Source organism: Rhodococcoides corynebacterioides (assembly GCF_019834675.1).
GTDB lineage: Bacteria > Actinomycetota > Actinomycetes > Mycobacteriales > Mycobacteriaceae > Rhodococcoides > Rhodococcoides corynebacterioides_A.
The window spans coordinates 1-22568 of the sequence record NZ_JABUBU010000016.1 but is presented as its reverse complement, the minus strand read 5'-3'; the positions used below and the strand labels follow the sequence as shown (position 1 = coordinate 22568).

Here is a 22568-nt window from a genome sequence, read left to right as displayed (position 1 = left end):
CTCCGCCGCCAGGACTCGAACCTGAACTATCTGAACCAAAATCAGAGGTGCTGCCATTACACCACGGCGGATCACAGCCTCGGCCGGCGTGCACCGAGCGAGAAGGAGTCTCGCACGAAGTGCCCCGACGGGTAAAACTCCCGACGCGGGACCGCTGCACCGTCGGCAGCGGGGTCGTGTATCAGTGATCACATGACGTCGTCGTCGCCCGCCGGGACACCCGAGCGCGGCCCCCGGGTTCGGATGACCGGCACGCAGCGCCGGGCACAGCTGATCGAGATCGGCCGCACGCTCTTCGCCGAACGCGGTTACGAGGCCACCTCCATCGAGGAGGTCGCGCAGCGCGCGCAGGTCAGCAAGCCGGTGGTCTACGAGCACTTCGGCGGCAAGGAAGGGCTGTACGCCGTGGTGGTCGACCGCGAGATGTCGACGCTCCTGTCGATGATCACGTCGTCGCTGACCGAGAACCGATCGCGGGTGCGCGTCGAACGGGTGGCCCTGGCTCTGCTCACCTACGTCGAGGACCACACCGACGGGTTCCGCATCCTCGTGCGGGATTCGCCCGTGGCGGCGGCGGAGGGCACGTACTCCTCGCTGCTCAACGACGCGGTCGGGCAGGTGGGGCACATCCTCGCGGAGGACTTCTCGCGCCGCGGAATCGATCCCGACAACGCGCCGCTCTACGCCCAGGCGCTCGTGGGCATGGTGTCGATGACGGCGCAGTGGTGGCTCGACGATCGGTCGCCGTCGAAGGAGGCCGTCGCCGCGCACATCGTGAACCTGTGCTGGAACGGGCTGACCAATTTGGAGGCCGATCCGCAGTTGGGCACCTGAACGGGCGCCGCGGCGTAAGAGGCGCAACCGTTCCGAGCGCGGTGCACGATCCGACACGACGGCCGAGACCGACGGACGAGTGCTGGGGTCCGGTACAGGTGCAGTGGTACCGTTTTCTGGCACCGATCACAGTTTCGGTGTGTCGACCGGTGTCGTACGCGGCACCCGATCGGGGCCCACCGTTCGTTGCTCACACTTTCGAGGCGGATCGCATGGTCAGACAGGCACGCGCCGAGATCACCCGGGACACGGTGTTGGCGGGCGCCGCGACGGTGTTCCTCCGCCTCGGATACGCGAACGCGAGCCTCAGCGAGATCATCTCCCAGTCGCAGGTCACCAAGGGCGCGCTCTACTTCCACTTCGGATCCAAGGAAGAACTGGCGCGCGCCGTCATCGACGAGGGAGCGCGTCGCCTCACCGCCGCCTGCGCCACGGTCGACGACGGCCGGGTGCCGGCTCTCGAAGCCGAGATCGGCGTGTCCTACATCACCGTCGACCTGGCCGTGACCGATCCGATGGTGGCGGCCATGTTCCGGCTGAAGTACCAGATCGGCGACTACCGTGGCACCGGGGAGAACATCCTCGAGACGTGGACCGAGTACCACACCGGTCTCGCGCGTCGCGCTCTCGAGGAGGGCGATCTGCTGCCCGACCTCGACGCCGAGACCACCGGGATGCTGTTCCTCGAGGTGATCGTGGGCGCGCACATGGTGGCGGTGGCGACCGACAGCACCGATCGCATGTCCACCCGCATGGAACGGCTGTGGCACTACCTGCTGCCGTCGCTGGTTCCCGAGCGCAAGCTCGACTACTTCCGCGAGTTCGCCGCCCGCCGGGTACTCAAGTACGGCAACTGATCGTCCACCGACAGCCCTGCCGGGCTGTCGGTGGAGGCTCCTAGAATCGTGGTGCCGCCCGACGCAGAACGGCACGCCTCGCGTGCCGGGTGCGCGGCGGGTCGCCACTCGCCGATGTTCGTCAGGAGCTCGTTCGTGTCCTCTTCTCCGTCCTCTGCTGCGCTCACCGCTGCGGACGCCTCGCCGCCCGCGGCCGACGGCCGGCTGTCCGGACTGGTGCGACTCGCGCTGTCCGACGCGTCCTTCCGCCGGGTGACCGAGCTCGCCGGCCGCGCCACCGCGACCGTCGTCGCACCGACGGCGGCGCGCTCGTTCGTCGCGGCGGCGCTCGCGCAGGCCGCACCGGTCCTGGTGGTCACGGCCACCGGCCGTGAGGCGGACGATCTCACGGCGGAGCTCGGGGAGATGCTCGGCGACGCCGTCGCGCAGTTCCCGTCGTGGGAGACCCTGCCGCACGAGCGGCTCTCGCCGGGGGCCGACACGGTCGGCCGCCGCATCGAGGTGCTGCGTCGTCTCGCCCGCCCGGACGATCCGGATTACGGCGTGCCGCTGCGCGTCGTCGTCACCACGGTGCGGTCCGTCCTGCAGCCCATCGCACGCGGTCTCGGCGACATCGAGCCCATCGGCCTGCGCGTCGGCACGGAGATCGATTTCGAGGAGTTGCAGACCCGCCTGGTCGAGTTGGCGTACACCCGCGTCGACATGGTGGGCAAGCGCGGGGAGTTCGCCGTGCGCGGCGGCATCCTCGACCTGTTCTCGCCCACCGCGGATCATCCGGTGCGCGTGGAGTTCTGGGGCGACGAGGTCACCGACGTGCGCGCGTTCTCGGTGGCGGACCAGCGATCCCTGCCGGACGCCCCGGTCGACTCGGTCATCGCCCCGCCGTGCCGGGAGATGATCCTCGACGAGGACGTCCGGCGCCGCGCCGCGCTCCTCGCCGAGAACAACGCGTCCGACGCCGCCCTGGTGGAGATGCTCGACAAGATCTCCGGCGGCATTCCCGTGGAGGGTATGGAGGCGCTGCTGCCCGTGCTGAAGGCGGGCGGACTGGAACTGCTGACCGACGCCCTGCCCGCGGGTGCTCATGTGCTGGTGTGCGACGCGGAGAAGGTCCGCACGCGCGCGACGGACCTGGTGCGCACCGGACGCGAGTTTCTCGAGGCGTCCTGGACCGCGGCGAGCATCGGTGCCGCCGCCCCGCTCGACACCGAGGCCCTCGACACCAGTGGCCTGCACGGTGACCGGGAGGACGTGGCGCAGGGACTCGATCTCAGCGCGTCGGCGTACCGCTCGCTGCGGCAGGTCCGCGAGTCCGTGGAGGCGACGGGACGCCCCTGGTGGACGCTCGGCCCGCTGGCGTCCGGGTCCGACGAGGAGATCGTCCTGCCCGTCGACAGCGCCCCGGACGTGCGCGGCTCGGAGGAAGCCCTGGCCGCGTTGTTCCAGCAGTTCTCGGCCCATCTGGCGACGGGCGGCCGCGTCGCCGTCGTCGTCGCCGGCGCCGGCACGGCGCAGCGCACCGTCGAGCGGCTGCGGGAGGCCGGTGTCCCCGGCACCCACCTCGAGCCCGGGGTCGAGCCGAGCGCGGACACCGTCGGCGTGCTGTGCGGGTCGCTGCAGAGCGGGGTGATCCTGCGCGATGCGGGACTGGTCGTCGTCACCGAGGCCGACCTCACCGGCAATCGCGTCGCCGCGGCGGGCGACGGTCGGCGGCTGCCGGCCAAGCGCCGCAACCAGGTCGATCCGCTCGCGCTCACGGCGGGCGACATGGTCGTCCACGACCAGCACGGCATCGGCCGCTTCGTCGAGATGGTCGAGCGGACCGTCGGCGGCGCCCGGCGCGAGTACCTCGTGGTGGAGTACGCCCCGTCCAAGCGCGGCCACCCGGGCGACCGCCTGTTCGTCCCCATGGAGTCGCTCGACCAGCTCTCCCGCTACGTCGGCGGCGAGATGCCCAGCCTCAGCAAGCTGGGCGGCTCGGACTGGACCAACACCAAACGCAAGGCGCGCAAGGCCGTTCGCGAGATCGCGGGCGAGCTGGTGCAGCTCTACGCCGCCCGCCAGGCGGCGCCCGGTCACGCCTACGGTCCGGACACGCCGTGGCAGCAGGAGATGGAGGACGCGTTCGCGTTCACCGAGACCGTCGATCAGATGACGGTCATCGCCGAGGTCAAGGCGGACATGGAGAAGCCGGTGCCGATGGACCGCGTGGTCATCGGCGACGTCGGGTACGGCAAGACGGAGATCGCGGTGCGCGCGGCGTTCAAGGCGGTGCAGGACGGCAAGCAGGTCGCCGTGCTGGTGCCGACGACGCTGCTCGCGCAGCAGCACCTGCAGACGTTCACCGAGCGGATGGCGAATTTCCCCGTCACGGTGCGGGGCCTGTCCCGCTTCACCGACCCGGCGCAGTCCCGCGAGATCCTCGAGGGGCTGGCGGAGGGCACCGTGGACGTCGTCGTCGGCACGCACCGGTTGCTGCAGACCGGCGTGCGCTGGAAGGACCTCGGCCTGGTGGTGGTGGACGAGGAGCAGCGATTCGGCGTCGAGCACAAGGAGCACATCAAGGCGCTGCGCACACACGTCGACGTGCTCACCATGTCGGCGACGCCCATTCCTCGCACGCTCGAGATGAGCATGGCCGGGATCCGCGAGATGTCGACCATCCTCACCCCGCCCGAGGAGCGTCACCCCGTGCTCACCTACGTCGGGGCGTACCAGGACAAGCAGGTGGCCGCGGCCATCCGCCGCGAACTGCTGCGCGACGGCCAGGTCTTCTACGTCCACAACCGGGTCAGCAGCATCGACAAGGCCGCCGCCCGCATCCGAGAGCTGGTGCCGGAGGCGCGGGTCGTCGTCGCGCACGGCCAGATGAACGAGGACACGCTCGAGCAGACCGTGCAGGGGTTCTGGCAGCGGGAGTACGACATCCTGGTGTGCACCACCATCATCGAGACCGGCCTGGACATCTCCAACGCCAACACGTTGATCGTGGAGCGGGCCGATGCACTCGGTCTGTCGCAGCTGCACCAGCTCCGCGGCCGGGTGGGGCGCAGTCGGGATCGCGGCTACGCCTACTTCCTGTATCCGCCGGAGAAGCCGCTCACCGAGACGGCGTACGACCGGTTGGCCACCATCTCGCAGAACTCCGACCTCGGCGCCGGTATGGCGGTGGCGATGAAGGACCTCGAGATCCGCGGGGCCGGCAACGTGCTCGGCGCCGAGCAGTCCGGGCACGTCGCCGGCGTCGGGTTCGACCTCTACGTGCGTCTGGTGGGGGAGGCGGTCGAGGCGTATCGCGCCGTGGCCGACGGCCGCCCCGTCACCACCGACGAGGCGCCGAAGGAGATGCGCATCGACCTGCCGGTCGACGCGCACATCCCGCCCGACTACGTCACCAGCGATCGGCTGCGCCTCGAGGCGTACCGCAAACTCGCGGCGGCGCAGAACGAGGACGAGATCCGCGCGGTCGTCGACGAGCTCACCGACCGGTACGGCCCGATCCCCGAGGAGGTCGGCCGACTCGTCGCCGTCGCACGCCTGCGCATGCTGTGTCGCGAGTACGGCATCGTCGACGTCTCGGTGGCCGGGACGATGGTCAAGATCGCGCCGATGGACCTGCCCGACTCGAAGCAGTTACGGTTGAAGCGGCTCTACCCCAGCGCGCAGTACCGCGCCACCACCGGCACGGTGCAGATCCCGATTCCGCGGGTCGCCGGCGGTGGAGTCGGTTCGGCCCGTGTGCGCGACGAGGAGTTGCTCCAGTTCGTCGCCGACGCGTTGCTCGCTCTCGACGGGCGACCGGCGGGCTCGGTTCGGGTGGAGCAACCGAGTGGGGTGTGATCGTCGGTGACGGTGCTGCTGCTGGATCCGTTGCGCCCCACCCTCGTGCCCGTGCAGGCCATCGCGCTGCTGACCCAACCCGTCGGGTTCACCGAGGAGGTGCCGGTCTCGGTGCGCTGGCGCCTGGCGTCGCACACCTCCCGGACGCCGGACGACCGGCCCGAGGTGCTCGTCAGCACCAGCCGCGACAACCCCGACGTCCGAGAACGCATCGACCGCGGCGAGGACGTCGTCGAGGCCCGTGATCGGCCCGCCGAGGAGCGCCGGACCGGCGCGCTCGCGGACGCGGTGGACATCATGGACCGGCTGCGCACGCTCGGCGGGTGGGAGGCGACGCAGACGCACGCCTCGCTGCGCACGTACCTGCTCGAGGAGACCTACGAGCTGCTCGACGCGATCGAGTCCGGGGACGCCGTCGCCGTCCGCGAGGAGCTCGGGGACCTGTTGCTGCAGGTGCTCTTCCACGCGCGGATCGCCGCCGACGCCGAGACCGACGCGTTCGACATCGAGGACGTCGCGGCGACGCTGGTGGCCAAGCTGACCCACCGCAGCCCCCACCTGGCCGACACCTCGGGTGCTCCCGTGGACATCGCGGCGCAGGAACGTGCCTGGGAGGAGCGCAAGGCCGCGGAGAAGGTGCGGGGCTCGTGCCTCGACGGCGTCGCGTCCGCGCAGCCGGCCCTCGCGTTGGCGCAGCAGGTCACCACCCGCGCGGTGCGCGCCGGGCTGCCCACCGACCTGATTCCCGACGACGTCCTGGCCGTCCGCATCGACGTCTCACCCGGGCACGGCGGCGACAGCGCCGAGGACGGCCTGCGTCGTCGGGTCACCGCGTTCGCCGCGGACGTGCGGGCGGCGGAACGGGCCGCGGCGATGGACGGGCTCCGGCCGCGGGACCTCGACGGCCCGGCGTGGACCAAGTACTGGCCGGGCGACGTGCCGGCGCACGGGGTGTCAGGCGAGTAGCGAGGCGCCCCAGAAGTCGTCGTCCCGTCCCTCGGCGACGCCCGGCGGACACGCGTAGACACCGGACGCGACGTGCGAGATGTACTCGTTCAAGGCGTCGTGCCGAGCCAGTGCCTGCTGCATCGGCACGAACTGCGCGCCGGGATCGGCGCAGAACGCGACGAAGAACAGCCCGGCGTCGAGGTGTCCGAATCCGTCCGTGCCGTCGGTGAAGTTGTATCCCCGGCGCAGGATGCGAATGCCGCCCAGTGCCTCGGCCGACGCGAGTCGGACGTGGGCGTCGCGGTCGATGGTCGTGGAGGCGAGATCGACGGGGTCGAACTCGTCGGTGGATCCGAGGGGTGCGCCGGTGCCCTTGCTGCGCCCGATCACGCGCTCCTGCTCGCCGAGCACGGACCGGTCCCACGGCTCGATGCGCATGCGGATGCGCCGCGCGACGAGGTAGCTGCCGCCGTCCATCCCGTCGGCCGAGCGCGCCCACACGTGCTGCTCGACGGCGGCGGTGTCCTCCGCCTTGATGTTGTTGGTGCCGTCCTTGAACCCGAACAGGTTTCGCGGTGTGGCCTGGGTGGTCGACGTGGACGACGTCCGGCCGAACCCGAGCTGGGACCACCGCACCGAGGCCGTGCCGAACGCGACCCGCGCGAGGTTGCGGACGGCGTGCACGGCCACCTGCGGGTCGTCGGCGCAGGCCTGGATCACCAGGTCGCCGCCGCTGCGCGCCGGATCCAGCGCGTCGCCGGGAAAGCGCGGAAGCTCCTGCAGCGCAGCCGGTCTGCGGTCCGCGAGACCGAGTTTGTCGAACAGGCTCGGCCCGAACCCGATGGTCAGGGTGAGGTGCGACGGAGTCAGCCCGTGGGCCTCGCCCGTGTCGGACGGCGGCGCGTACGGGCCGTCGCCGACGACACCGCCGGGCTCGGCTTCCGCGCCGAGGGTCAGCCGCTCGGCCATCCGCGTCCAGGTGCGCAGCAGGTCGAGCAGGTCGGCGCGCGAGGTGGTGGTGACGTCGAACGCCGTCATGTGCATGCGGTCCTGCGCGGGGGTGACGATGCCGGCCTGATGCGCTCCGCGGAACGGCACCACGCCGTCGACCGCGGTGGTCCCCGCGGCCGCCGGGTCGGTCGCCGTTCCCCGACCGACCGCGACGCCCGCCCCGACGGCGACCGCGCCCAGCCCGGCGCCGGCGAGGACGGCGCGTCGGGACAGCTCAGGCACCGGCGACGACCCCCTGCACCCGACTCACCGACGCCGACAGCGCGTCGATCTTCTGCGAGAGCTGCTGGCGCTGCGGCTCGGTCACGGTGTCGTACGAGACGAAGGCCTCGCCCGTGCGGTACCGGGCCAGTTCGGCGTCGAGGTCGGCGAAGCGCGCGGCGATGGTGTCGGCGAGGTCGGCGTCCTTCGCGCGCAGGATCGGATCGAGTGCGGCCACCGCGGCCTGCGAGCCGTCGACGTTGGCCTGGAAGTCGTAGAGGTCGGTGTGGGAGTAGACGTCCTCCTCGCCGGTGATCTTGGTCTGGGCGACCTCGTCGAGCAGGCCCTGGGCGCCGCCGGCCACGGTGATCGGGTCGAGCACGAAGTCGGGGGAGTCGACGCCGCGCACCAGTTCGTCGATGTCGGACCGCAGCTGCTCGGCGATCTCCGCGATGTCCGGCTGCAACCCCTGCGCCCAGAGGTCCTTCTCGATGCGGTGGAACCCGGTCCACCGATCGCCGGGCTCGACGTCGGGTTCACGCAGGTCGAGGCGGGGATCGAGGTCGTCGGGGAAGCTCTCGGCGACGGGTTCGATGCGTTCGTAGTACGTCCGCACCAGCGGGTACTGCGTCTTCGCGGCCTCGACGTCACCGGCGACGACGGCGTCGACGAACCCGCTCGCCGTGTCCCGCAGCGCGGTGGTCTGGGCGCGGACGTAGCGCAGGTAGCCGTCCGCGGCCTCGGCGAGCGCACCGTCGTCGTCGGTCGCGACCGCGTCGCCGCTCACGACGAAGTCGCCGCGGATACCGTCGCCGACCATGCCGGGCTTGCAGGCGGTGCGGTAGGTCCCCGGACGGGGGAGCGAGACGACGAGTTGCCGGGACAGTCCGGGGCCGATGTTCTCGACCTCGCCCACGACCCGGTCGCCCTCGCCGTAGACGTAGAACTCGGTCACCGACGATCCGCTGTTGGTGATGCTGAAGGTGGACGGGCCGGTGGTGGCCTCGGTGCGCCCCACGGAGCAGGACGTGTCGGTGGCCTCGACGGCGATGTCGCCGTCGGCGGAGGTGGTCGCGGGTGTCTTGGCGGTGCAACTGGCGATCACGACGGGCAGGGCGAGACAGACCGCGAGTGCGGCCCGTCGACGGGCGACGTGCATGGGAGCCTTTCGAGCGGGCGGGGTGCGTAGCGGGTGGGAGGTACTCGGTGGTGCGTCAGGACGCGGCGGGGGCGGGGGTGGCCGAGCGTGCGGCGGGCGCGCGCGTCGGCCGGAGGAAGAGGGTGAGGACGACGACGAGGTAGGTCGCCCACGCGGCGAGCTGCAGCACCGTCGGATCGGGGCGCAGGTTGAGGACGCCGGCGACGAGGGTGCCGTACCAGCTCCCGGCGTCCCACCAGGAGGTGAGGTCGACGGCGACGGCCCCGCCGCCGGGAATCACGCCGCCGATCTGTAGGGCGCGGATGCCGTAGCCGAGGATGCCGGCGGCGACGGCGATCAGCGCGACGCCGGTCCAGCGGAAGAAGCGGGCGAGGTCGATGCGGATCGCGCCGACGTACAGCGCGACGGTGAGTGCGGCGGCCACGGCGACGCCGACGAGCAGCCCGACCAGCGGCCAGGGACTGCCGGCGGCGTTCTCGGCGTAGCCGACCATGAGCAACGCGGTCTCGATGCCCTCGCGGCCCACGGCGAGGAAGGACAGGGCGACGATCGCGAGGGGACCGACGTCGAGGGCGCGGGTCAGGCCGGTGCGCAGGGACCCGGAGATCGTCGCGGCGGCGCTGCGCATCCAGAGGACCATGGTGGTGACGATGGCGACGGCGACCAGCGACGCGACGCCGGCGACGATCTCGGCCGTCAGGCCCGTCACCGTCGAGGTGCCCCAGTGGATGACGGCGAAGACCGCCACGACCATGACGACGGCGGCCAGCACGCCCGTCCAGACCCACCGGAGGGCGTCGCGGCGGTCGGACTCGACCAGGAACGCCACGAGGATCATGACGACGATGCCGGTCTCGAGTCCCTCCCGCACGCCGATGAGGGCGCTGCCGGCGATCTGGGTGGCGACGCCGGGGGCCGACGCGGCGGCGAGGACGACGGACACGGGCGGCTCCCGGGTGGATCGGAGGGTTGGAGGTTAGGCAAACCTTGTTCGTGCGAGGAAGCTACACGGTCCGGCCCGTCGAAAACAGCCCTGGACCTGGTTTTTTGCTTCTCTTTAGGGTCCTATTACCCTCGCTCGGGATGATGGGACCGTGCCCGCATCCCGCCGCCGAGACCGCACCCGCCGCCGTGTCACGTTCGCCGCGGCGGTGATGGGCGCGCTGCTTCTGGCGGCGTGCGGAACGACCACCGGACCGGCCATCGAGATTCCCGAGGGCGTGCCGCCCGCGCCCGGCGTGCCCGTCCCGGCGATCGACGTCGACGGTCCGGGGCGGACCGCCGACCTCCTGACGGACTGGGCCACACCGATCGCCGAGTCGACGGGCGTCGGGCGGACGGCGATCGAGGCCTACGGTCACGCCGACGCGGTCATGGCCCGCAGTACCCCGGGCTGCGGCGTGGCGTGGACGACGCTCGCGGGCATCGGGTACGTCGAGTCCCGGCACGGCACGTTCCGCGGGTCGAGCGTCGGGCCCGATTCGGTGGTGTCGCCGCCCATTCGCGGTGTCCCACTGGACGGCACCAGCGGGAACGCAGAGATCCGGGACACCGACGGCGGTGAACTCGACGGCGATCCGGTCCTGGATCGGGCGATGGGTCCGATGCAGTTCATCCCGGAGACGTGGCGCAAGTGGGGCGTCGACGCCAACGGCGACGGTCGGGCGGACCCCGACACGCTCGACGACGCGGCCCTGTCGGCGGCCCGGTACCTGTGCGCGTCCGGGGGCGATCTGACGACACCCGAGGGCTGGTCGCGAGCGTTGCTGGCCTACAACAGGTCCGGCGTCTACGCCGCGGACGTGCGCGACGCGGCGGCGGCGTACTCGGTGGGAACGTCGCCCTAGCGGGGTCGCCGGGCCCTGCGCGTCGGTCGTCGGGACGGTGGTCGCTGCGGCTAGTCTGTCTGCGAACCGTGTCAGGTCCGCCCATCGCTTTGCTAGGAGTTCAGTCGTGGCCATCATCGAACAGGTCGGAGCTCGCGAGATTCTCGACTCCCGTGGCAACCCCACGGTCGAGGTCGAGGTCGCGCTCGACGACGGCACGCTCACCCGCGCCGCCGTCCCGTCCGGTGCGTCCACCGGTGAGCACGAGGCCGTCGAGCTGCGTGACGGCGGCGACCGGTACGGCGGCAAGGGTGTGCAGAAGGCCGTGAACGCGGTGCTCGACGACATCGCCCCGGCCGTCATCGGACTCGACGCCATCGAGCAGCGCGCCGTCGACCAGGCTCTCCTCGACCTCGACGGCACTCCCGACAAGTCGCGGCTGGGAGCGAACGCGCTGCTGGGCGTGTCGCTCGCGGTGGCCAAGGGTGCGGCGGAGTCCGCGGGCCTCGAGCTCTTCCGCTACCTCGGGGGACCGAACGCCCACGTGCTGCCGGTGCCGATGATGAACATCATCAACGGCGGCGCGCACGCCGACAGCGGCGTCGACGTTCAGGAGTTCATGATCGCGCCGATCGGCGCACCCACCTTCAAGGAGTCCCTGCGCTGGGGCGCGGAGGTCTACCACGCCCTGAAGTCGGTGCTGAAGAGCAAGGGCCTCTCGACGGGTCTGGGCGACGAGGGCGGCTTCGCTCCCGACCTCGCCGGCACCACCGCCGCGCTGGACCTGATCGCCGAGGCCATCGGCAAGACGGGCCTGTCGCTGGGCTCCGACATCGCGTTGGCGCTCGACGTCGCGGCCACCGAGTTCTACACCGCCGGAACGGGTTACGCCTTCGAGGGCACCACCCGCTCGTCGGAGGAGATGTCCGCGTTCTACGCCGGTCTGCTCGATCAGTACCCGCTGGTGTCCATCGAGGACCCGCTGGACGAGAACGACTGGGACGGCTGGGTCGCCCTCACCGACAGCATCGGCGAGCGCGTGCAGCTGGTCGGCGACGACCTCTTCGTCACCAACCCCGAGCGCCTCGAGGAAGGCATCGTCAAGGGTGCGGCCAACGCGCTGCTGGTCAAGGTCAACCAGATCGGCACGCTGACCGAGACCCTCGACGCCGTCGACCTCGCGCATCGCAGCGGCTACCGCACGATGATGAGCCACCGCAGCGGCGAGACCGAGGACACCACCATCGCCGACCTCGCGGTCGCCGTGGGCAGCGGCCAGATCAAGACCGGCGCCCCGGCCCGCAGCGAGCGCGTCGCCAAGTACAACCAGCTCCTGCGCATCGAGGAGGCCCTCGGCGACGCCGCCCGCTACGCCGGCGACCTGGCGTTCCCGCGTCTCGATTTCGACAAGGACTGACAGGGTGACCTCCGACCGGAACGCGACCCGTCCCGCGGCGCGGCCTTCGGGCCGATCGTCGCGGCGCGGCGAGCGTCCCGGTCGGTCCACCCGTCGCCCCGGGTCGGGGTCGCGCGGTGTCGCCGGGCTGGTCGACGACGTCATCAGCGACGGCGCCGCCCTGGTCGGCCGCCGCGGTCGGCGCGGACGCGGTGACCGCGGCGGTGAACGCACGTTCCTCGGCCTGTCGACCGGCAAGGCCGTGATTCTCGCCGTGGTGGTGTGTGCGCTGGCGTTGACGCTGGCCTACCCGTTGCGCACCTACGTCTCGCAGCGGTCGGACGCGGCCGACGTCGCCGCGGAGCGCGTCGTGCTCGAGGAGCGGGTGGAGCAACTGCAGATCCGGAAGGATCAGACGGAGGATCCCGCGTACATCACCGCCCAGGCGCGGGAGCGGCTCGGTTTCGTGATGCCCGGTGAGACGCCGTACCAGGTGCAGTTGCCCGGCGCGCGAGCACGATCCGACATCGCGAACGATCCGCCTCCGCCTCCCCCCGGCCCCTGGTACAGCGAGTTGTGGTCGACCGCGACCGTGCCTCGCTGAGCCTGCCAATCCCACCGCCCCATCGAAGGAAGTTCTGTCGTCATGACCGACGTGTCGCCCGAGGACCTGGCGGTGGTCGCCGAGCAACTGGGCCGTGAGCCCCGTGGTGTGCTGGCCGTCGCCTACCGCACTCCGGACGGCCGACCGGCCGTCGTGAAGACGGCGCCGACGCTGCCGGACGGCACGCCGTTCCCCACGCTGTACTACTTGACCGACCCGCGGCTGACGGCCGAGGCGTCCCGGCAGGAATCCGCCGGAGTCATGCGGGATATGACCGAGCGGCTCGGCACCGATCCCGAACTCGCCGCCGGGTATCGCCGGGCACACGAGTCGTACCTGGCCGAGCGCGACGCGATCGCCTCGCTCGGCACCACGTTCACCGGCGGCGGGATGCCCGACCGGGTCAAGTGCCTCCACGTGCTCATGGCTCACTCGTTGGCGAAGGGGCCGGGTGTGAACCCGCTCGGCGACGAGTCCGTGGCGCTCGCCGCCGAGGGTCCACTGCGGGGGACCGCGCTGCCGTCGGAGTGGCCCACGATCGAGGACCTCCGCTCGTGAGGGTCGCGGCGATCGACTGCGGCACCAATTCGATCCGTCTGCTGGTGGCCGACGTCGAGGCCGGCGGCACCGGGCTGCGCGACCTGTCGCGGGAGATGCGCGTCGTCCGTCTCGGTCAGGGTGTCGACGCGACGGGTGCGTTCGTCCCCGAGGCGATCGAGCGCACGCGTGTGGCCCTGGCCGAGTACGTCGACGTCATCGGTGGACTCGGCGGGGTCGACGCGGTGCGCATGGTGGCGACGTCCGCCACCCGTGACGCCGCCAATCGAGACCTGTTCTTCGACATGACGTCTCGGCTGCTGGAGCCGGTGGCCGCCGGCGCCGTCGCCGAGGTGGTGACGGGCGACGAGGAAGCGCGCCTGTCCTTCGCCGGTGCCGTGGGTGACCTCGATCCGGCCGACGGGCCGTTCCTGGTGGTCGACCTCGGCGGCGGCTCGACCGAACTCGTCCTCGGGGACGCGTCGGGAGTGAGCGCGGCGCACTCGGCCGACATCGGGTGCGTGCGGTTGACCGAGCGGTGCCTGGCGTCGGACCCACCCACCGCGACCGAGATCGCGGCGGCGCGGGAGTTCGTCGCCGAGCGCCTGGCACCGGCCTTCGCGGCGGTGCCGGTCGCGCAGGCGCGGACCTGGGTGGGCGTGGCCGGCACCATGACCACCATCGCGGCCGTCGCGCAGGATCTCCCGGAGTACGACCCCGAGCGAATCCATCTGTCGCGCATCGGGTTCGACGCGTTGCACGACGTGTGCGGTCGCTTGGTCGGCATGACCCGGGAGCAGCGTGCGGCCGTCGGGTCGATGCATCCGGGTCGGGTCGACGTGATCGGTGGCGGGTCGCTGGTGACCGCTGCGCTGGCGGACCGCATCGGTGCGGAGTCGGGCATCGAGTCGTTGGTGGTCAGCGAGCACGACATTCTCGACGGGATCGCCCTGTCGCTCGCGCGCTAGCCGTTCGGGCCCCGATCGGGTCCGGCTCCGACGATGCGTCGGAGCTCGGCCACGTGCGCGTCGTAGGCGGCTCTGCCCTCCGGTGTCATCGCCGCGCTGGTGCGGACGCGGGAGTTGCTGGTGGCCTTGCGGATTCGAATGTGCCCGGCGTCCTCGAGCGTCTTGAGGTGCTTGCTCAGCACGGATTCGCTGACGTCCAGGTGACCGCGCAGCGTGGCGAACTCCATCGAGGTCACCGGCGCGAGCAGAGCGCAGATCTGGAGCCGGAGCGGCGCGTGGATGACGGGATCGAATGCGGGGGTGACCGTCATGCCGACTCCCGCAGTTCCTGCTCGTAGGCCGCGTCCCAGCGGTAGCCGAGCCAGGTCATGGTCGGCACGGCGACGGCGGCGAGCACCAGGCTCGCGCCGTGCAGGTGCAGTACCCATTCCGCTGCCAGGGACGCCGCGAACCCGCCGCCGCCGATCGCGCCGCCCGTCGCCGAGTAGCGGCGTGCCGGGCGTTCGTCGAGGCCGTTGATCCACATGCCCTTCGCGCGCTTGTACCAGGTCATCAGGCCCCACAGGATCAGGAAGAACGCAACGTAGACCACCGCGACCACCCAGAGGCTGTCCCAGAACGGCGAGGCGATCAGGACGCCGGTCGTCAGCGCCAGGATCAGGTGGTAGCCGCGTGGCGACGCCGACTCCTCGGCCAGCTTGTCGCGCTGGGCCTGCACTGCGGCGAGGGCGTCGGCGGGGGAGAAGTCGTCGCTCATCGTGCCTCCTCGGTCTCGAACCGTGTCTTTCCGATGTGGAAAGTGAACCACCGACTTTCCGACTTGGCAAGTGACTGGGTGCGGACGCCCGGCGCGTCCTAGGCTCGGGGCCATGACCGACATCCTCGTGAGCGTGTCCGAGCTGGCGTCGTCGCTCGAGCGGACTCCGCCCGTTCTCCTCGACGTCCGGTGGGCCCTCGGGCGCACCGACGGCCACGAGCGCTACCTCGACGTCCACATCCCCACCGCGGTCTACGTCGACCTACCCACGGAACTCTCGGGCGCCGGCGTCGCCACGGACGGAAGGCATCCCCTCCCCGACATCACCGAGCTGCAGGCGTCGGCGCGGCGGTGGGGGATCGGCGCGGACACACCCGTCGTGGTCTACGACGCCACCGGCAACCAGGCCGCGGCCCGCGCCTGGTGGCTGCTGCGGTGGGCGGGGCACGACGACGTGCGGATGCTGGACGGCGGACTGACCGCCTGGCGGGACGCGGGCCTGCCCGTCCGGTCCGGCGACGAGACTCCGCGCGCGGCGGGTGACGTGGTGCTCCGGCCGGGGGCGATGCCGACGCTGACGGCCGACGACGCAGCCGATTTTTCCGGCGTGCTGCTCGACGCGCGGGCGGGGGAGCGGTACCGCGGTGAGGTCGAGCCGATGGACCCGCGCGCGGGCCACATTCCGGGCGCAGTCAGCGGCCCGACCGCGGAGAACGTGGGACCGGACGGGCGGTTCCGATCTCGGGCGGAGCTGCGAGACCGGTTCACGAGCCTGGGCATTCGGCCCGGCGACAGCGTCGGGGTGTACTGCGGGTCGGGGGTCACGGCGGCGCACGAGGTGGCCGCGCTCGCCCTCGCCGGGATCGACGCCGCACTCTTCCCCGGCTCCTGGTCGGCGTGGTCGTCGGACCCGAACCGCCCGGTGGCCACAGGACCGGAGTGAGGTTCGGACCGGCCCCGGTGGGGCATGACAGTGCGGTACCCCACCCGATCAGGAGGCTCCGATGACCATGCCCAGTGACGCTGCCGACGCCGTCCCGTCGAGCGGGAGCAACGACGGCCCGCGGGACTCGTCGCACGAGGAGGAGCGCGGCGCCGTCGTCGACGAGCAGAACGTGCCGCATCCCGACGCCGACTGACCGCGTGATCGTGGAATCCGAGCCCCGCGATCCGGGGCTCGGATTCCACGATTCGTCCTAGGCCGGAGCCGCCACCGCCCGGGGCGTGGGGGTCAGGCTCGCGGCGGGAAGCCCGAGGTGCTCACGCAGAGTCGTCCCGGTGTACTCGGTGCGGAAGAGTCCACGTCGCCGCAGCTCCGGCACCACCTGATCGACGAAGTCGTCCAACGTTCCCGGTGCCTGCGCGGCCGAGAGGATGTACCCGTCCGCCTCGCCGCCGTGGAAGCCCTCCTCGATGAGATCGGCTATGTCGGAGGCGGTTCCGACGAACTGCGGCAGCAGCACTCCCTGCGCGTAGAGCTTGCCGACGTCCCGCAGGGTCAGCGAGTCCCGATCGCTCAGACGCCGCGCGAGGTCGAACAGCCCCTGACTGCCGGGCACGGCGACGTCGGTGACCGGGGCGTCGAGGTCGTACTGCGAGAAGTCGTGGTCGGTGTGGACGGACAGGGTGATGAGGCCGGACACAGGGTCGGCCAGCTCGTTGTGGAAAGCCTGCTTCTCGCGGGCGATCGATTCGGTCTCGCCGACGAACGGAACGAACGACGGGAAAATCTTCAGGTGGTCGGGGTTCCGGCCGAGGTTCGACGCGCGGGACTTCACGTCGTCGTAGTACGCCCGTCGTCCCTCGGGAGTCGGGTCGATCTCGAAAATCGCGTCGGCCCAGCGCGCCGCGAAATCCCGCCCGGTCGAGGACGATCCGGCCTGGAAGATCACCGGCCGACTCTGTGGGGAGTGCGGCACCGTCAGCGGTCCGCGACTTCTGTAGAACCGCCCGTCGTGATCGACGGTGCGCACCTTGCTCGGGTCGGCGAAGACGCCGGTGGCTTTGTCCTGCACCAGCGCGTCACGGTCCCAGCTGCCCCACAGGTCGTAGGCGAGCTCGAGGAACTCGTGGGCGCGGTCGTACCGCTGATCGTGCGGGAGGTGGTCGAGCTGCCCGAAGTTCTGTGCTTCGGCCTGGTTCAGGGACGTCACCACGTTCCATCCCGCCCGACCTCGCGACAGGTGGTCGAGCGTCGCGAAGATGCGGGCGACCTCGTAGGGATGGAAGTAGGTGGTGGACTTGGTGATCGCGAGTCCGATGCGCTCGGTCACCGACGCGAGTGTGGCCGCCACCAACGACGGGTCGATGGTCGCCGACGCTTGCGTGCCGCTGCGGAGCGGAACCGCGATGTCGTCGCCGTAGCGGACGGGCGTCGCCAACAGATCGGCGAAGAAGAGGAAGTCGAAGGTTCCGCGCTCGAGCGTGCGGGCGACGCGGGTGTAGTAGTCGGGGCTCAAATAGTCGGTTGCCGACGCCGGGTGGCGCCACGCGGCGTGGGAGTGGGTGACGTGCGAGGCGATGAGGAAGCCGGCGAGATGCAGTTCGCGGGACACGGATGCTCCTGACGGGAGGGGACGGGCTCCCATTCAGACTTCTCGGTGCCGGCCGCGGTGTCAGCGGTTGGAATCGCCGTGAGTCCCACTCACCTCGCGCGCGGCGAGACCTGCACCTCGAAGCCCGTGGGCATCAGCGTGAGGCGTTCCTCGACGCGGAGTCGGTAGTCCGGATCGGGTCGCACGTCCACGTTCTGCAGCACGGTGCCGAGGACGATCATGGCTTCGTGCAGCGCGAACTGGCGGCCGATGCAGGCGCGCTCGCCGGTGCCGAAGGGCTTGTACGCCTGCGCAGGGCGGCTGCGTACCGCGGCGGAGAGGAAGCGGTCCGGATCGAACTCGTCGGTGTTCTCCCCCCACACGGGATCTCGATGCAGACCGGGGATGAGGACCATCGCCCAGTCGCCCGTGCGCATGCGGTACCCGTTCCCGATCTCGGTGTCCGTCAGCGCTTCTCGAGCGTAGCCGGGCGCCGTCGGCCACAGCCGCAGGGCCTCGTCCAGGATGCGGCGGACCAACCGCGCCTTGGCGACGCGCTCGAAGGTCGGCGGCTCGTCGCCCCACACCTCGTCGATCTCCGCGCGAGCCCGCTCCCACAGCTCCGGATCACGGGAGAGGTAGTACAACGCGAACGACAAGGCACCCGAGGTGGTTTCGTGTCCCGCGATGAGGAACGTCAGGATCTGGTGCCGGATGTTGACCTCGTCGAGGGCATTGGGGTCGGCGTCGCGCGCGGCCGTCAACATGATGTCGAGGAGATCGTTCTCCGCGCCGACGCCATGGTCCCGTCGGGTTCGGACGATGTCGTCGATGACCCGGGCGAGGTACGCCTTGTCCTGCTCGTTGCGGCGGTCGCGGTCGCGGAACCACAGGTCGCTGAGCACGGGGACCTTGATGACCGCCCGGCGCTGGTTGTGCGTCAGCGTCCGCACCATGGCTCCGACGAAGGGGTGCCGTTCGGTGCGGGTGAACGAATCGAAGGAGTAGCTGAAGGCCGTTCGTCCGATGGTTTCCAGCGTCAGCTTGGTCATGTCCGCGGAGACGTCCACCCGATCACGAGTTCGCCAGTGCGACAGCAGTTCTCCGGCTACCCGAACCATCGTGTCGTGGTAGGTCCGCATCGCTGCCTGCGTGAAGGCCGGGCGCAGCAGGTCGTGCGCCTTGCGCCAGTTCGGCTCGTCCGAGTAGGCGGTGAACAGGCCGTCGCCGCCGATGGACCGTAGGCCCGCCACTGCCGGCGCGAGGTGCTTGGTGAACCGGGTCTCGTCGTTCAGGTCGGCCACCAGGTCGACGCCGCTGACGACGACGAACCGGTTGCCGAGGACCACGCGCTCGAAGATGGGTCCGAGCTCGCGGGCGAGTCGAATGGAGTCCTGCACGGGCGTCGCGACGTGGACGCCGAGGACGTCGCCGAGCACCGGCAGGCGGCGCGGCGGGTGCGGGAGCGAGACGTCGGGAGCGAGTGTGGTGACCACGGCGCTGACCCCTTCGGTGAGGCTTGTTGAAGTGCGGTTCAACAAGCGACGCTACTCGCCGGGTGCGCACTGTCAAGGGTTGTCGGGAGATGTCGAGGGCCGTCGGGGCGGCCGGCCGAGTATGTTCGGGGAACCATGATCAGCGTGCGGAAGCGATTGACGCCGGCCGAGCGGCGCACGCAGTTGTTGGCCGTCGGGACCAGGCTGTTCGCCACCCGCCCGTACGACGACGTCGGCATCGACGAGGTCGCCGAGCTCGCCGGCGTGTCCCAGGGTCTGATGTACCACTACTTCGCGTCGAAGCGGGACTTCTTCGCGGAGATCATCCGCCGGGAGTCGGCGCGGATGGTCGAGATCACCGCGCCCGACACGTCGTTGCCGGTCGCCCGGCAGGTGGGCGACGGTCTGCGGGCCTACATCCATCACGTGGACACCCACGAGCACGGCATCCGCGCGATCAACCGCGGCGCGATGTCGGCGGACGACGGCATCCAGGCGATCGTCACCGACGAGTTGCGTGTGCAGCAGGAGCGCATTCTCGACGCCCTGGGCTCCGCGGCGCGCGATGATCCTGCCGTGCGCCTGGCGGTGCGCGGCTGGATCGCGTTCGTCCGCGCCACCTGCCTCGACTGGGTCGACGAGCGGTCGGTCGACGCCGAGACCGTGTACGACGTCTGCATGCGCGCACTCGACGGACTGCTGGGTATCGGTCGCCCGACCTGAACTGCCCTCCGGCCGCTAGGGTGGGTGCGCGCGACGGCCCCCATGGCCCAATTGGCAGAGGCAGAGGACTTAAAATCCTTGTGTTGTCGGTTCGAGTCCGACTGGGGGCACCAGCCGACAGTGTGCACGGACGGGGACGACGTCCGGCGGTTGCGGTCGGAGCCAGGACGGTGTTTCACTACTCCGAGGTGACCCTGTGCCCGCCCGGCGTCGACCGGCGGTGTGCCTACTGCGCAGGGAAATACATGATGTCGACAGCACCGTGCTGTGTCTCCGCGCCGACAGCGACGATGGGCGGCCGGCGCCCGCGGTCGTGAACCCGCACCGGCCGCGCAGACCGCGCAAGGACGGCGCGGCTCTCACGTTGCTGGCCGAATGGCGATCGCACGTCGAGAACGCCGAGCGCCGCGTAGCCGGTTCGTCCGCACAGTCCCCGTTCGTCCCGTCGGCACTGGACGGCCCGACCGGGTGTCCGATGTGCGACGGGATTCTGTTCGGCGGCGCGCGGGGGCGGTTGGCCGGGCTGATCCGCAACGGCGGACGACGAACGCACCGTCTCGCTGCCGAAGTCGAGCGGCTGGACCAGCGTTATCGCGACGCCACCGTGGAGGTCCCGGCGCTGTCGACGCAACCGTGGTGGAACCGTCGTCTGCCGTGGTTGTGACGCGCGGGAATGCGACCTCCCCGTGGTCGCGCTCGGACGCTCGACGCCGAACGTGACCCCCGTCTCGTCCGGGAATGGCAGCGCGCGGCGACGGGGTTGGCCTGATTCGGTGCGCTTCGGCGCGCCCGCACCCTGTCGTCGAGGAAAAGAGCCAACCCATGTCGCTGTTCTCCACCGTCACCCTCGGGGACCTCGCCCTGCGTAACCGCCTGGTCATGGCGCCGCTGACGCGAGTGCGGTCCGGTCCCGAGGGCGTCCCCGGTCCGCTCGTGGCCGAGCACTACCGCCAGCGCGCCAGCCTCGGGCTGATCGTCAGCGAGGGCACGTACCCGAGCCACGCCGGTCAGGGCTTCCCCGGCCAGCCCGGCCTGGTGACGGACGAGCAGCTCGCCGGCTGGAAGGCCGTGACCGAGGCCGTGCACGCCGAGGGCGGCCTCATCGTCGCGCAGGTGATGCACGCCGGTCGGGTGACGCACGAGGCGACGACGGGCGGCCACGAGGTGGTCGGGCCCAGCGCCATCGCCATCCAGGGCGAGACCCGGACGTACGACGGCAAGAAGCCGTACCCGGTGCCGCACGCACTGACCACCGACGAGCTGCCGTCCGTGATCGAGGAGTTCGTGCGTGGATCGCGCAACGCGATCGCCGCCGGATTCGACGGCGTCGAGATCCACTCCGCCAACGGTTACCTGCTGCACGAATTCCTCTCGCCCGCGTCCAACCAGCGCGACGACGCCTATGGCGGCTCGCCCGAGAACCGTGCGCGTTTCGTGGCCGAGGTCGTGGAGGCGGTCGCCGACGCGATCGGCGCCGGCCGTGTCGGCATCCGCATCTCGCCCGAGCACAACATCCAGGACGCGCTGGAGACCGATCCCGCCGACGTGCGCGCCACCTACCGCGCGCTGGTCGACCGGATCGCACCTCTGGGCCTGTCGTACCTCAGTGTGCTGCACAAGGATCCGGCGGGCGAGCTCGTTCAGGACCTGCGCTCCGCGTTCGGTGGTCCCTTCCTGGTGAACAGCGGCTTCGGTGAAATCACGACCCGCGACGAGGCACTGGCGATCGTCGACGACAACGTCGGCGACGCCGTGGTGGTCGGACGGCCCGCGATCGCGAACCCGGACCTCGTCTACCGCTGGAAGGAAGACCTGCCGCTGAACACGCCGGACCAGAGCACGTTCTACAGTTCCGGCGCGGAGGGGTACACGGACTACCCGTTCGCGACGGCGGCTCGATAAGACCTACGGGTCGAGGCCGAACAGCGCCGAGAAATCGGTGACGAATCGGTCCGCCACGTACGCGTAACCCGCTGTGGTCAGGTGGGTTCCGTCGCCCGCCGTGTAATCCGCAGCCGTGTCCGCCGTCATCCATTGCTCTGCAACGGGGTTGATGTCGGGCACGCCTGCGGACGCGGCGGCGTCGGCGATGGCCGTGCTGAGCGGCACCGCCCGCTCGGTGAGACCGAACGGGACCGACGACGAGAACACCACGACCTCGATGCCCGGCCACTGCCGTCGGGCCAGTTCGATGGACGACGTCACGGCGGCGCCGACGGCGTCGGGTGTGCTCTGATAGTCGTTCGCACCACCTTGCAGGACGAGGACGTTCGGCACGAACGAGTCGTCCTGCGCCGCACGTGCCAGCCGCTCGCCGTAAGTGTTGTGCCCGCCGGCGCCGTTCGTCCAGCCGGTGCCCCCGGCTGCGTCGATGCGCGTGTCCCAGCCGAGGGTGGCGAGATGATCGGCGGCAAGCCGTGCCCAGTTGTCGGCAGCGGGATCGTCCGCCCCGATGCCTTCGGCGTAGGAGTCGCCGACGACGAGCAGTCGCGGTTCGGCGGGCACGGCGAGCGTGCTGTCGTCGTTCGACCCGGACCCACCCGACACCGCCACGACGGTGATCACCGCTGCCGCGATCAGCACGGCGACCACGCCGATCGCCACGAGCCACGTCCGCCGCTTTCGCCCCCCGGTCATGGCGTCGATCGTAATGACACAGCTCGGCGTGACGCGCGGGGCCGTTCGCACGTCGACGTCCCCCGTGTGAGGGGTCCCCGTCCTAGAACGGGGGTGGTGTGTCCTCCGCCCGCGGTGGGGCGACGCCGTTGAGGGCGTTGCGGAGTCGGTTGCGATTGCGTTCCTGCCGTCGGCGGGCGTGTTTCTGCTCGGTGCGTGGGGCGGGGCGAGTGGGTTCGGGTTCCGGTGGGTGGTTCTTGC

22 protein-coding genes and 2 tRNA genes are annotated in these 22568 nt (G+C 70.9%); 15 read left to right on the top strand and 9 right to left on the bottom strand.

Annotated features, from left to right (window positions below):
- Positions 1 to 71, bottom strand: a tRNA-Gln gene (locus HQ603_RS14425).
- 121 nt (positions 72 to 192) lie between these two features.
- Between HQ603_RS14425 and HQ603_RS14420 the strand changes: the two genes are divergently transcribed.
- From HQ603_RS14420 to HQ603_RS14405, 4 genes are all read left to right on the top strand, one after another.
- A complete protein-coding gene (locus HQ603_RS14420) occupies positions 193 to 834 on the top strand; it encodes a TetR/AcrR family transcriptional regulator (protein ID WP_261773869.1) in 642 nt (213 codons plus the stop codon).
- 212 nt (positions 835 to 1046) lie between these two features.
- Complete coding sequence (locus HQ603_RS14415) at positions 1047 to 1691, top strand: ScbR family autoregulator-binding transcription factor (protein WP_222685258.1); 645 nt, start codon at positions 1047 to 1049, stop codon at positions 1689 to 1691.
- A 114-nt stretch (positions 1692 to 1805) separates the two neighbouring features.
- Positions 1806 to 5531, top strand: a complete 3726-nt coding sequence (gene mfd / locus HQ603_RS14410; protein ID WP_222685257.1) for a transcription-repair coupling factor — start codon at positions 1806 to 1808, stop codon at positions 5529 to 5531.
- 6 nt (positions 5532 to 5537) lie between these two features.
- Positions 5538 to 6497, top strand: a complete 960-nt coding sequence (locus tag HQ603_RS14405; RefSeq protein WP_222685256.1) for a MazG family protein — start codon at positions 5538 to 5540, stop codon at positions 6495 to 6497.
- Here the strand turns inward: HQ603_RS14405 and efeB are convergent.
- Genes efeB through efeU form a run of 3 tightly spaced genes read right to left on the bottom strand, consistent with a single transcriptional unit; the run spans position 6486 to position 9793 of the window.
- On the bottom strand, positions 6486 to 7712 hold the full coding sequence (gene efeB / locus HQ603_RS14400) for an iron uptake transporter deferrochelatase/peroxidase subunit (protein WP_222685254.1): 1227 nt from the start codon (positions 7710 to 7712) through the stop codon (positions 6486 to 6488). The genes HQ603_RS14405 and efeB overlap by 12 nt on opposite strands.
- Positions 7705 to 8850: an iron uptake system protein EfeO gene (efeO, locus tag HQ603_RS14395; protein ID WP_222685251.1), complete on the bottom strand. Its 1146-nt coding sequence runs from the start codon at positions 8848 to 8850 to the stop codon at positions 7705 to 7707. Before efeO ends, efeB begins: the two co-directional genes overlap by 8 nt.
- 55 nt (positions 8851 to 8905) lie before the next feature.
- Positions 8906 to 9793, bottom strand: coding sequence for an iron uptake transporter permease EfeU (gene efeU / locus HQ603_RS14390; RefSeq protein WP_222685249.1), 888 nt, complete (start codon positions 9791 to 9793; stop codon positions 8906 to 8908).
- Between the two features lie 211 nt (positions 9794 to 10004).
- Between efeU and HQ603_RS14385 the strand changes: the two genes are divergently transcribed.
- The 5 genes from HQ603_RS14385 (at position 10005) to HQ603_RS14365 (ending at position 14181) form a co-directional block, all read left to right on the top strand.
- Complete coding sequence (locus tag HQ603_RS14385) at positions 10005 to 10697, top strand: lytic transglycosylase domain-containing protein (protein WP_222685329.1); 693 nt, start codon at positions 10005 to 10007, stop codon at positions 10695 to 10697.
- A gap of 106 nt (positions 10698 to 10803) precedes the next feature.
- Positions 10804 to 12093 carry a phosphopyruvate hydratase gene (gene eno, locus HQ603_RS14380; RefSeq protein WP_222685247.1) on the top strand — a complete coding sequence of 430 codons (1290 nt, stop codon included), beginning with the start codon at positions 10804 to 10806 and terminating at the stop codon, positions 12091 to 12093.
- Between the two features lie 4 nt (positions 12094 to 12097).
- Positions 12098 to 12676, top strand: a complete 579-nt coding sequence (locus HQ603_RS19140) for an FtsB family cell division protein (RefSeq protein WP_222685246.1) — start codon at positions 12098 to 12100, stop codon at positions 12674 to 12676.
- A gap of 42 nt (positions 12677 to 12718) precedes the next feature.
- Complete coding sequence (locus HQ603_RS14370) at positions 12719 to 13234, top strand: DUF501 domain-containing protein (protein ID WP_222685244.1); 516 nt, start codon at positions 12719 to 12721, stop codon at positions 13232 to 13234.
- Complete coding sequence (locus HQ603_RS14365; protein ID WP_222685242.1) at positions 13231 to 14181, top strand: Ppx/GppA phosphatase family protein; 951 nt, start codon at positions 13231 to 13233, stop codon at positions 14179 to 14181. Before HQ603_RS14370 ends, HQ603_RS14365 begins: the two co-directional genes overlap by 4 nt.
- On the opposite strand, the gene HQ603_RS14360 is transcribed toward HQ603_RS14365, so the two are convergent.
- Both HQ603_RS14360 and HQ603_RS14355 read right to left on the bottom strand, forming a co-directional pair.
- A complete protein-coding gene (locus HQ603_RS14360) occupies positions 14178 to 14492 on the bottom strand; it encodes a transcriptional regulator (RefSeq protein WP_222685240.1) in 315 nt (104 codons plus the stop codon). The genes HQ603_RS14365 and HQ603_RS14360 overlap by 4 nt on opposite strands.
- Positions 14489 to 14938, bottom strand: coding sequence for a hypothetical protein (locus HQ603_RS14355; RefSeq protein WP_222685239.1), 450 nt, complete (start codon positions 14936 to 14938; stop codon positions 14489 to 14491). Before HQ603_RS14355 ends, HQ603_RS14360 begins: the two co-directional genes overlap by 4 nt.
- Positions 14939 to 15050: 112 nt before the next feature.
- Between HQ603_RS14355 and HQ603_RS14350 the strand changes: the two genes are divergently transcribed.
- The gene (locus HQ603_RS14350) at positions 15051 to 15881 is read left to right on the top strand and encodes a sulfurtransferase (protein ID WP_222685238.1); all 831 of its coding nucleotides are present in this window, start codon (positions 15051 to 15053) and stop codon (positions 15879 to 15881) included.
- Positions 15882 to 15942: 61 nt separating this feature from the next.
- Positions 15943 to 16077 (top strand): hypothetical protein, encoded by a 135-nt coding sequence (locus HQ603_RS18980; RefSeq protein ID WP_256365857.1) that lies wholly within the window; start codon positions 15943 to 15945, stop codon positions 16075 to 16077.
- A 57-nt stretch (positions 16078 to 16134) separates the two neighbouring features.
- Here HQ603_RS18980 and HQ603_RS14345 read toward each other — a convergent pair whose 3' ends face one another.
- Both HQ603_RS14345 and HQ603_RS14340 read right to left on the bottom strand, forming a co-directional pair.
- The gene (locus HQ603_RS14345) at positions 16135 to 17493 is read right to left on the bottom strand and encodes an LLM class flavin-dependent oxidoreductase (protein WP_222685236.1); all 1359 of its coding nucleotides are present in this window, start codon (positions 17491 to 17493) and stop codon (positions 16135 to 16137) included.
- Between the two features lie 89 nt (positions 17494 to 17582).
- A complete protein-coding gene (locus HQ603_RS14340; protein ID WP_222685234.1) occupies positions 17583 to 18968 on the bottom strand; it encodes a cytochrome P450 in 1386 nt (461 codons plus the stop codon).
- Positions 18969 to 19103: 135 nt separating this feature from the next.
- On the opposite strand from HQ603_RS14340, the gene HQ603_RS14335 reads away from it, so the two are divergent.
- From HQ603_RS14335 to HQ603_RS14320, 4 genes are all read left to right on the top strand, one after another.
- Positions 19104 to 19691, top strand: coding sequence for a TetR/AcrR family transcriptional regulator (locus HQ603_RS14335; RefSeq protein WP_222685232.1), 588 nt, complete (start codon positions 19104 to 19106; stop codon positions 19689 to 19691).
- Between the two features lie 36 nt (positions 19692 to 19727).
- A tRNA-Leu gene (locus tag HQ603_RS14330) sits at positions 19728 to 19804 on the top strand.
- A 362-nt stretch (positions 19805 to 20166) separates the two neighbouring features.
- On the top strand, positions 20167 to 20355 hold the full coding sequence (locus HQ603_RS14325) for a hypothetical protein (RefSeq protein ID WP_222685231.1): 189 nt from the start codon (positions 20167 to 20169) through the stop codon (positions 20353 to 20355).
- A gap of 158 nt (positions 20356 to 20513) precedes the next feature.
- Positions 20514 to 21593, top strand: coding sequence for an alkene reductase (locus tag HQ603_RS14320; protein ID WP_222685230.1), 1080 nt, complete (start codon positions 20514 to 20516; stop codon positions 21591 to 21593).
- Between the two features lie 3 nt (positions 21594 to 21596).
- On the opposite strand, the gene HQ603_RS14315 is transcribed toward HQ603_RS14320, so the two are convergent.
- On the bottom strand, positions 21597 to 22328 hold the full coding sequence (locus HQ603_RS14315; RefSeq protein ID WP_222685228.1) for an SGNH/GDSL hydrolase family protein: 732 nt from the start codon (positions 22326 to 22328) through the stop codon (positions 21597 to 21599).
- Positions 22329 to 22568 lie beyond the last annotated feature (240 nt).

Coding starts and splice junctions, on each gene's coding strand:
- HQ603_RS14315 (WP_222685228.1), bottom strand. CDS start 22,328: ATGACCGGGGGGCGAAAGCGGCGGACGTGGCTCGTGGCGATCGGCGTG.
- HQ603_RS14370 (WP_222685244.1), top strand. CDS start 12,719: ATGACCGACGTGTCGCCCGAGGACCTGGCGGTGGTCGCCGAGCAACTG.
- HQ603_RS14415 (WP_222685258.1), top strand. CDS start 1,047: ATGGTCAGACAGGCACGCGCCGAGATCACCCGGGACACGGTGTTGGCG.
- HQ603_RS14335 (WP_222685232.1), top strand. CDS start 19,104: ATGATCAGCGTGCGGAAGCGATTGACGCCGGCCGAGCGGCGCACGCAG.
- mfd (WP_222685257.1), top strand. CDS start 1,806: ATGTTCGTCAGGAGCTCGTTCGTGTCCTCTTCTCCGTCCTCTGCTGCG.
- HQ603_RS14420 (WP_261773869.1), top strand. CDS start 193: ATGACGTCGTCGTCGCCCGCCGGGACACCCGAGCGCGGCCCCCGGGTT.
- HQ603_RS14360 (WP_222685240.1), bottom strand. CDS start 14,492: ATGACGGTCACCCCCGCATTCGATCCCGTCATCCACGCGCCGCTCCGG.
- HQ603_RS14355 (WP_222685239.1), bottom strand. CDS start 14,938: ATGAGCGACGACTTCTCCCCCGCCGACGCCCTCGCCGCAGTGCAGGCC.
- HQ603_RS14350 (WP_222685238.1), top strand. CDS start 15,051: ATGACCGACATCCTCGTGAGCGTGTCCGAGCTGGCGTCGTCGCTCGAG.
- HQ603_RS14385 (WP_222685329.1), top strand. CDS start 10,005: ATGGGCGCGCTGCTTCTGGCGGCGTGCGGAACGACCACCGGACCGGCC.
- efeO (WP_222685251.1), bottom strand. CDS start 8,850: ATGCACGTCGCCCGTCGACGGGCCGCACTCGCGGTCTGTCTCGCCCTG.
- HQ603_RS18980 (WP_256365857.1), top strand. CDS start 15,943: ATGACCATGCCCAGTGACGCTGCCGACGCCGTCCCGTCGAGCGGGAGC.
- HQ603_RS14325 (WP_222685231.1), top strand. CDS start 20,167: ATGTGCGACGGGATTCTGTTCGGCGGCGCGCGGGGGCGGTTGGCCGGG.
- HQ603_RS14320 (WP_222685230.1), top strand. CDS start 20,514: ATGTCGCTGTTCTCCACCGTCACCCTCGGGGACCTCGCCCTGCGTAAC.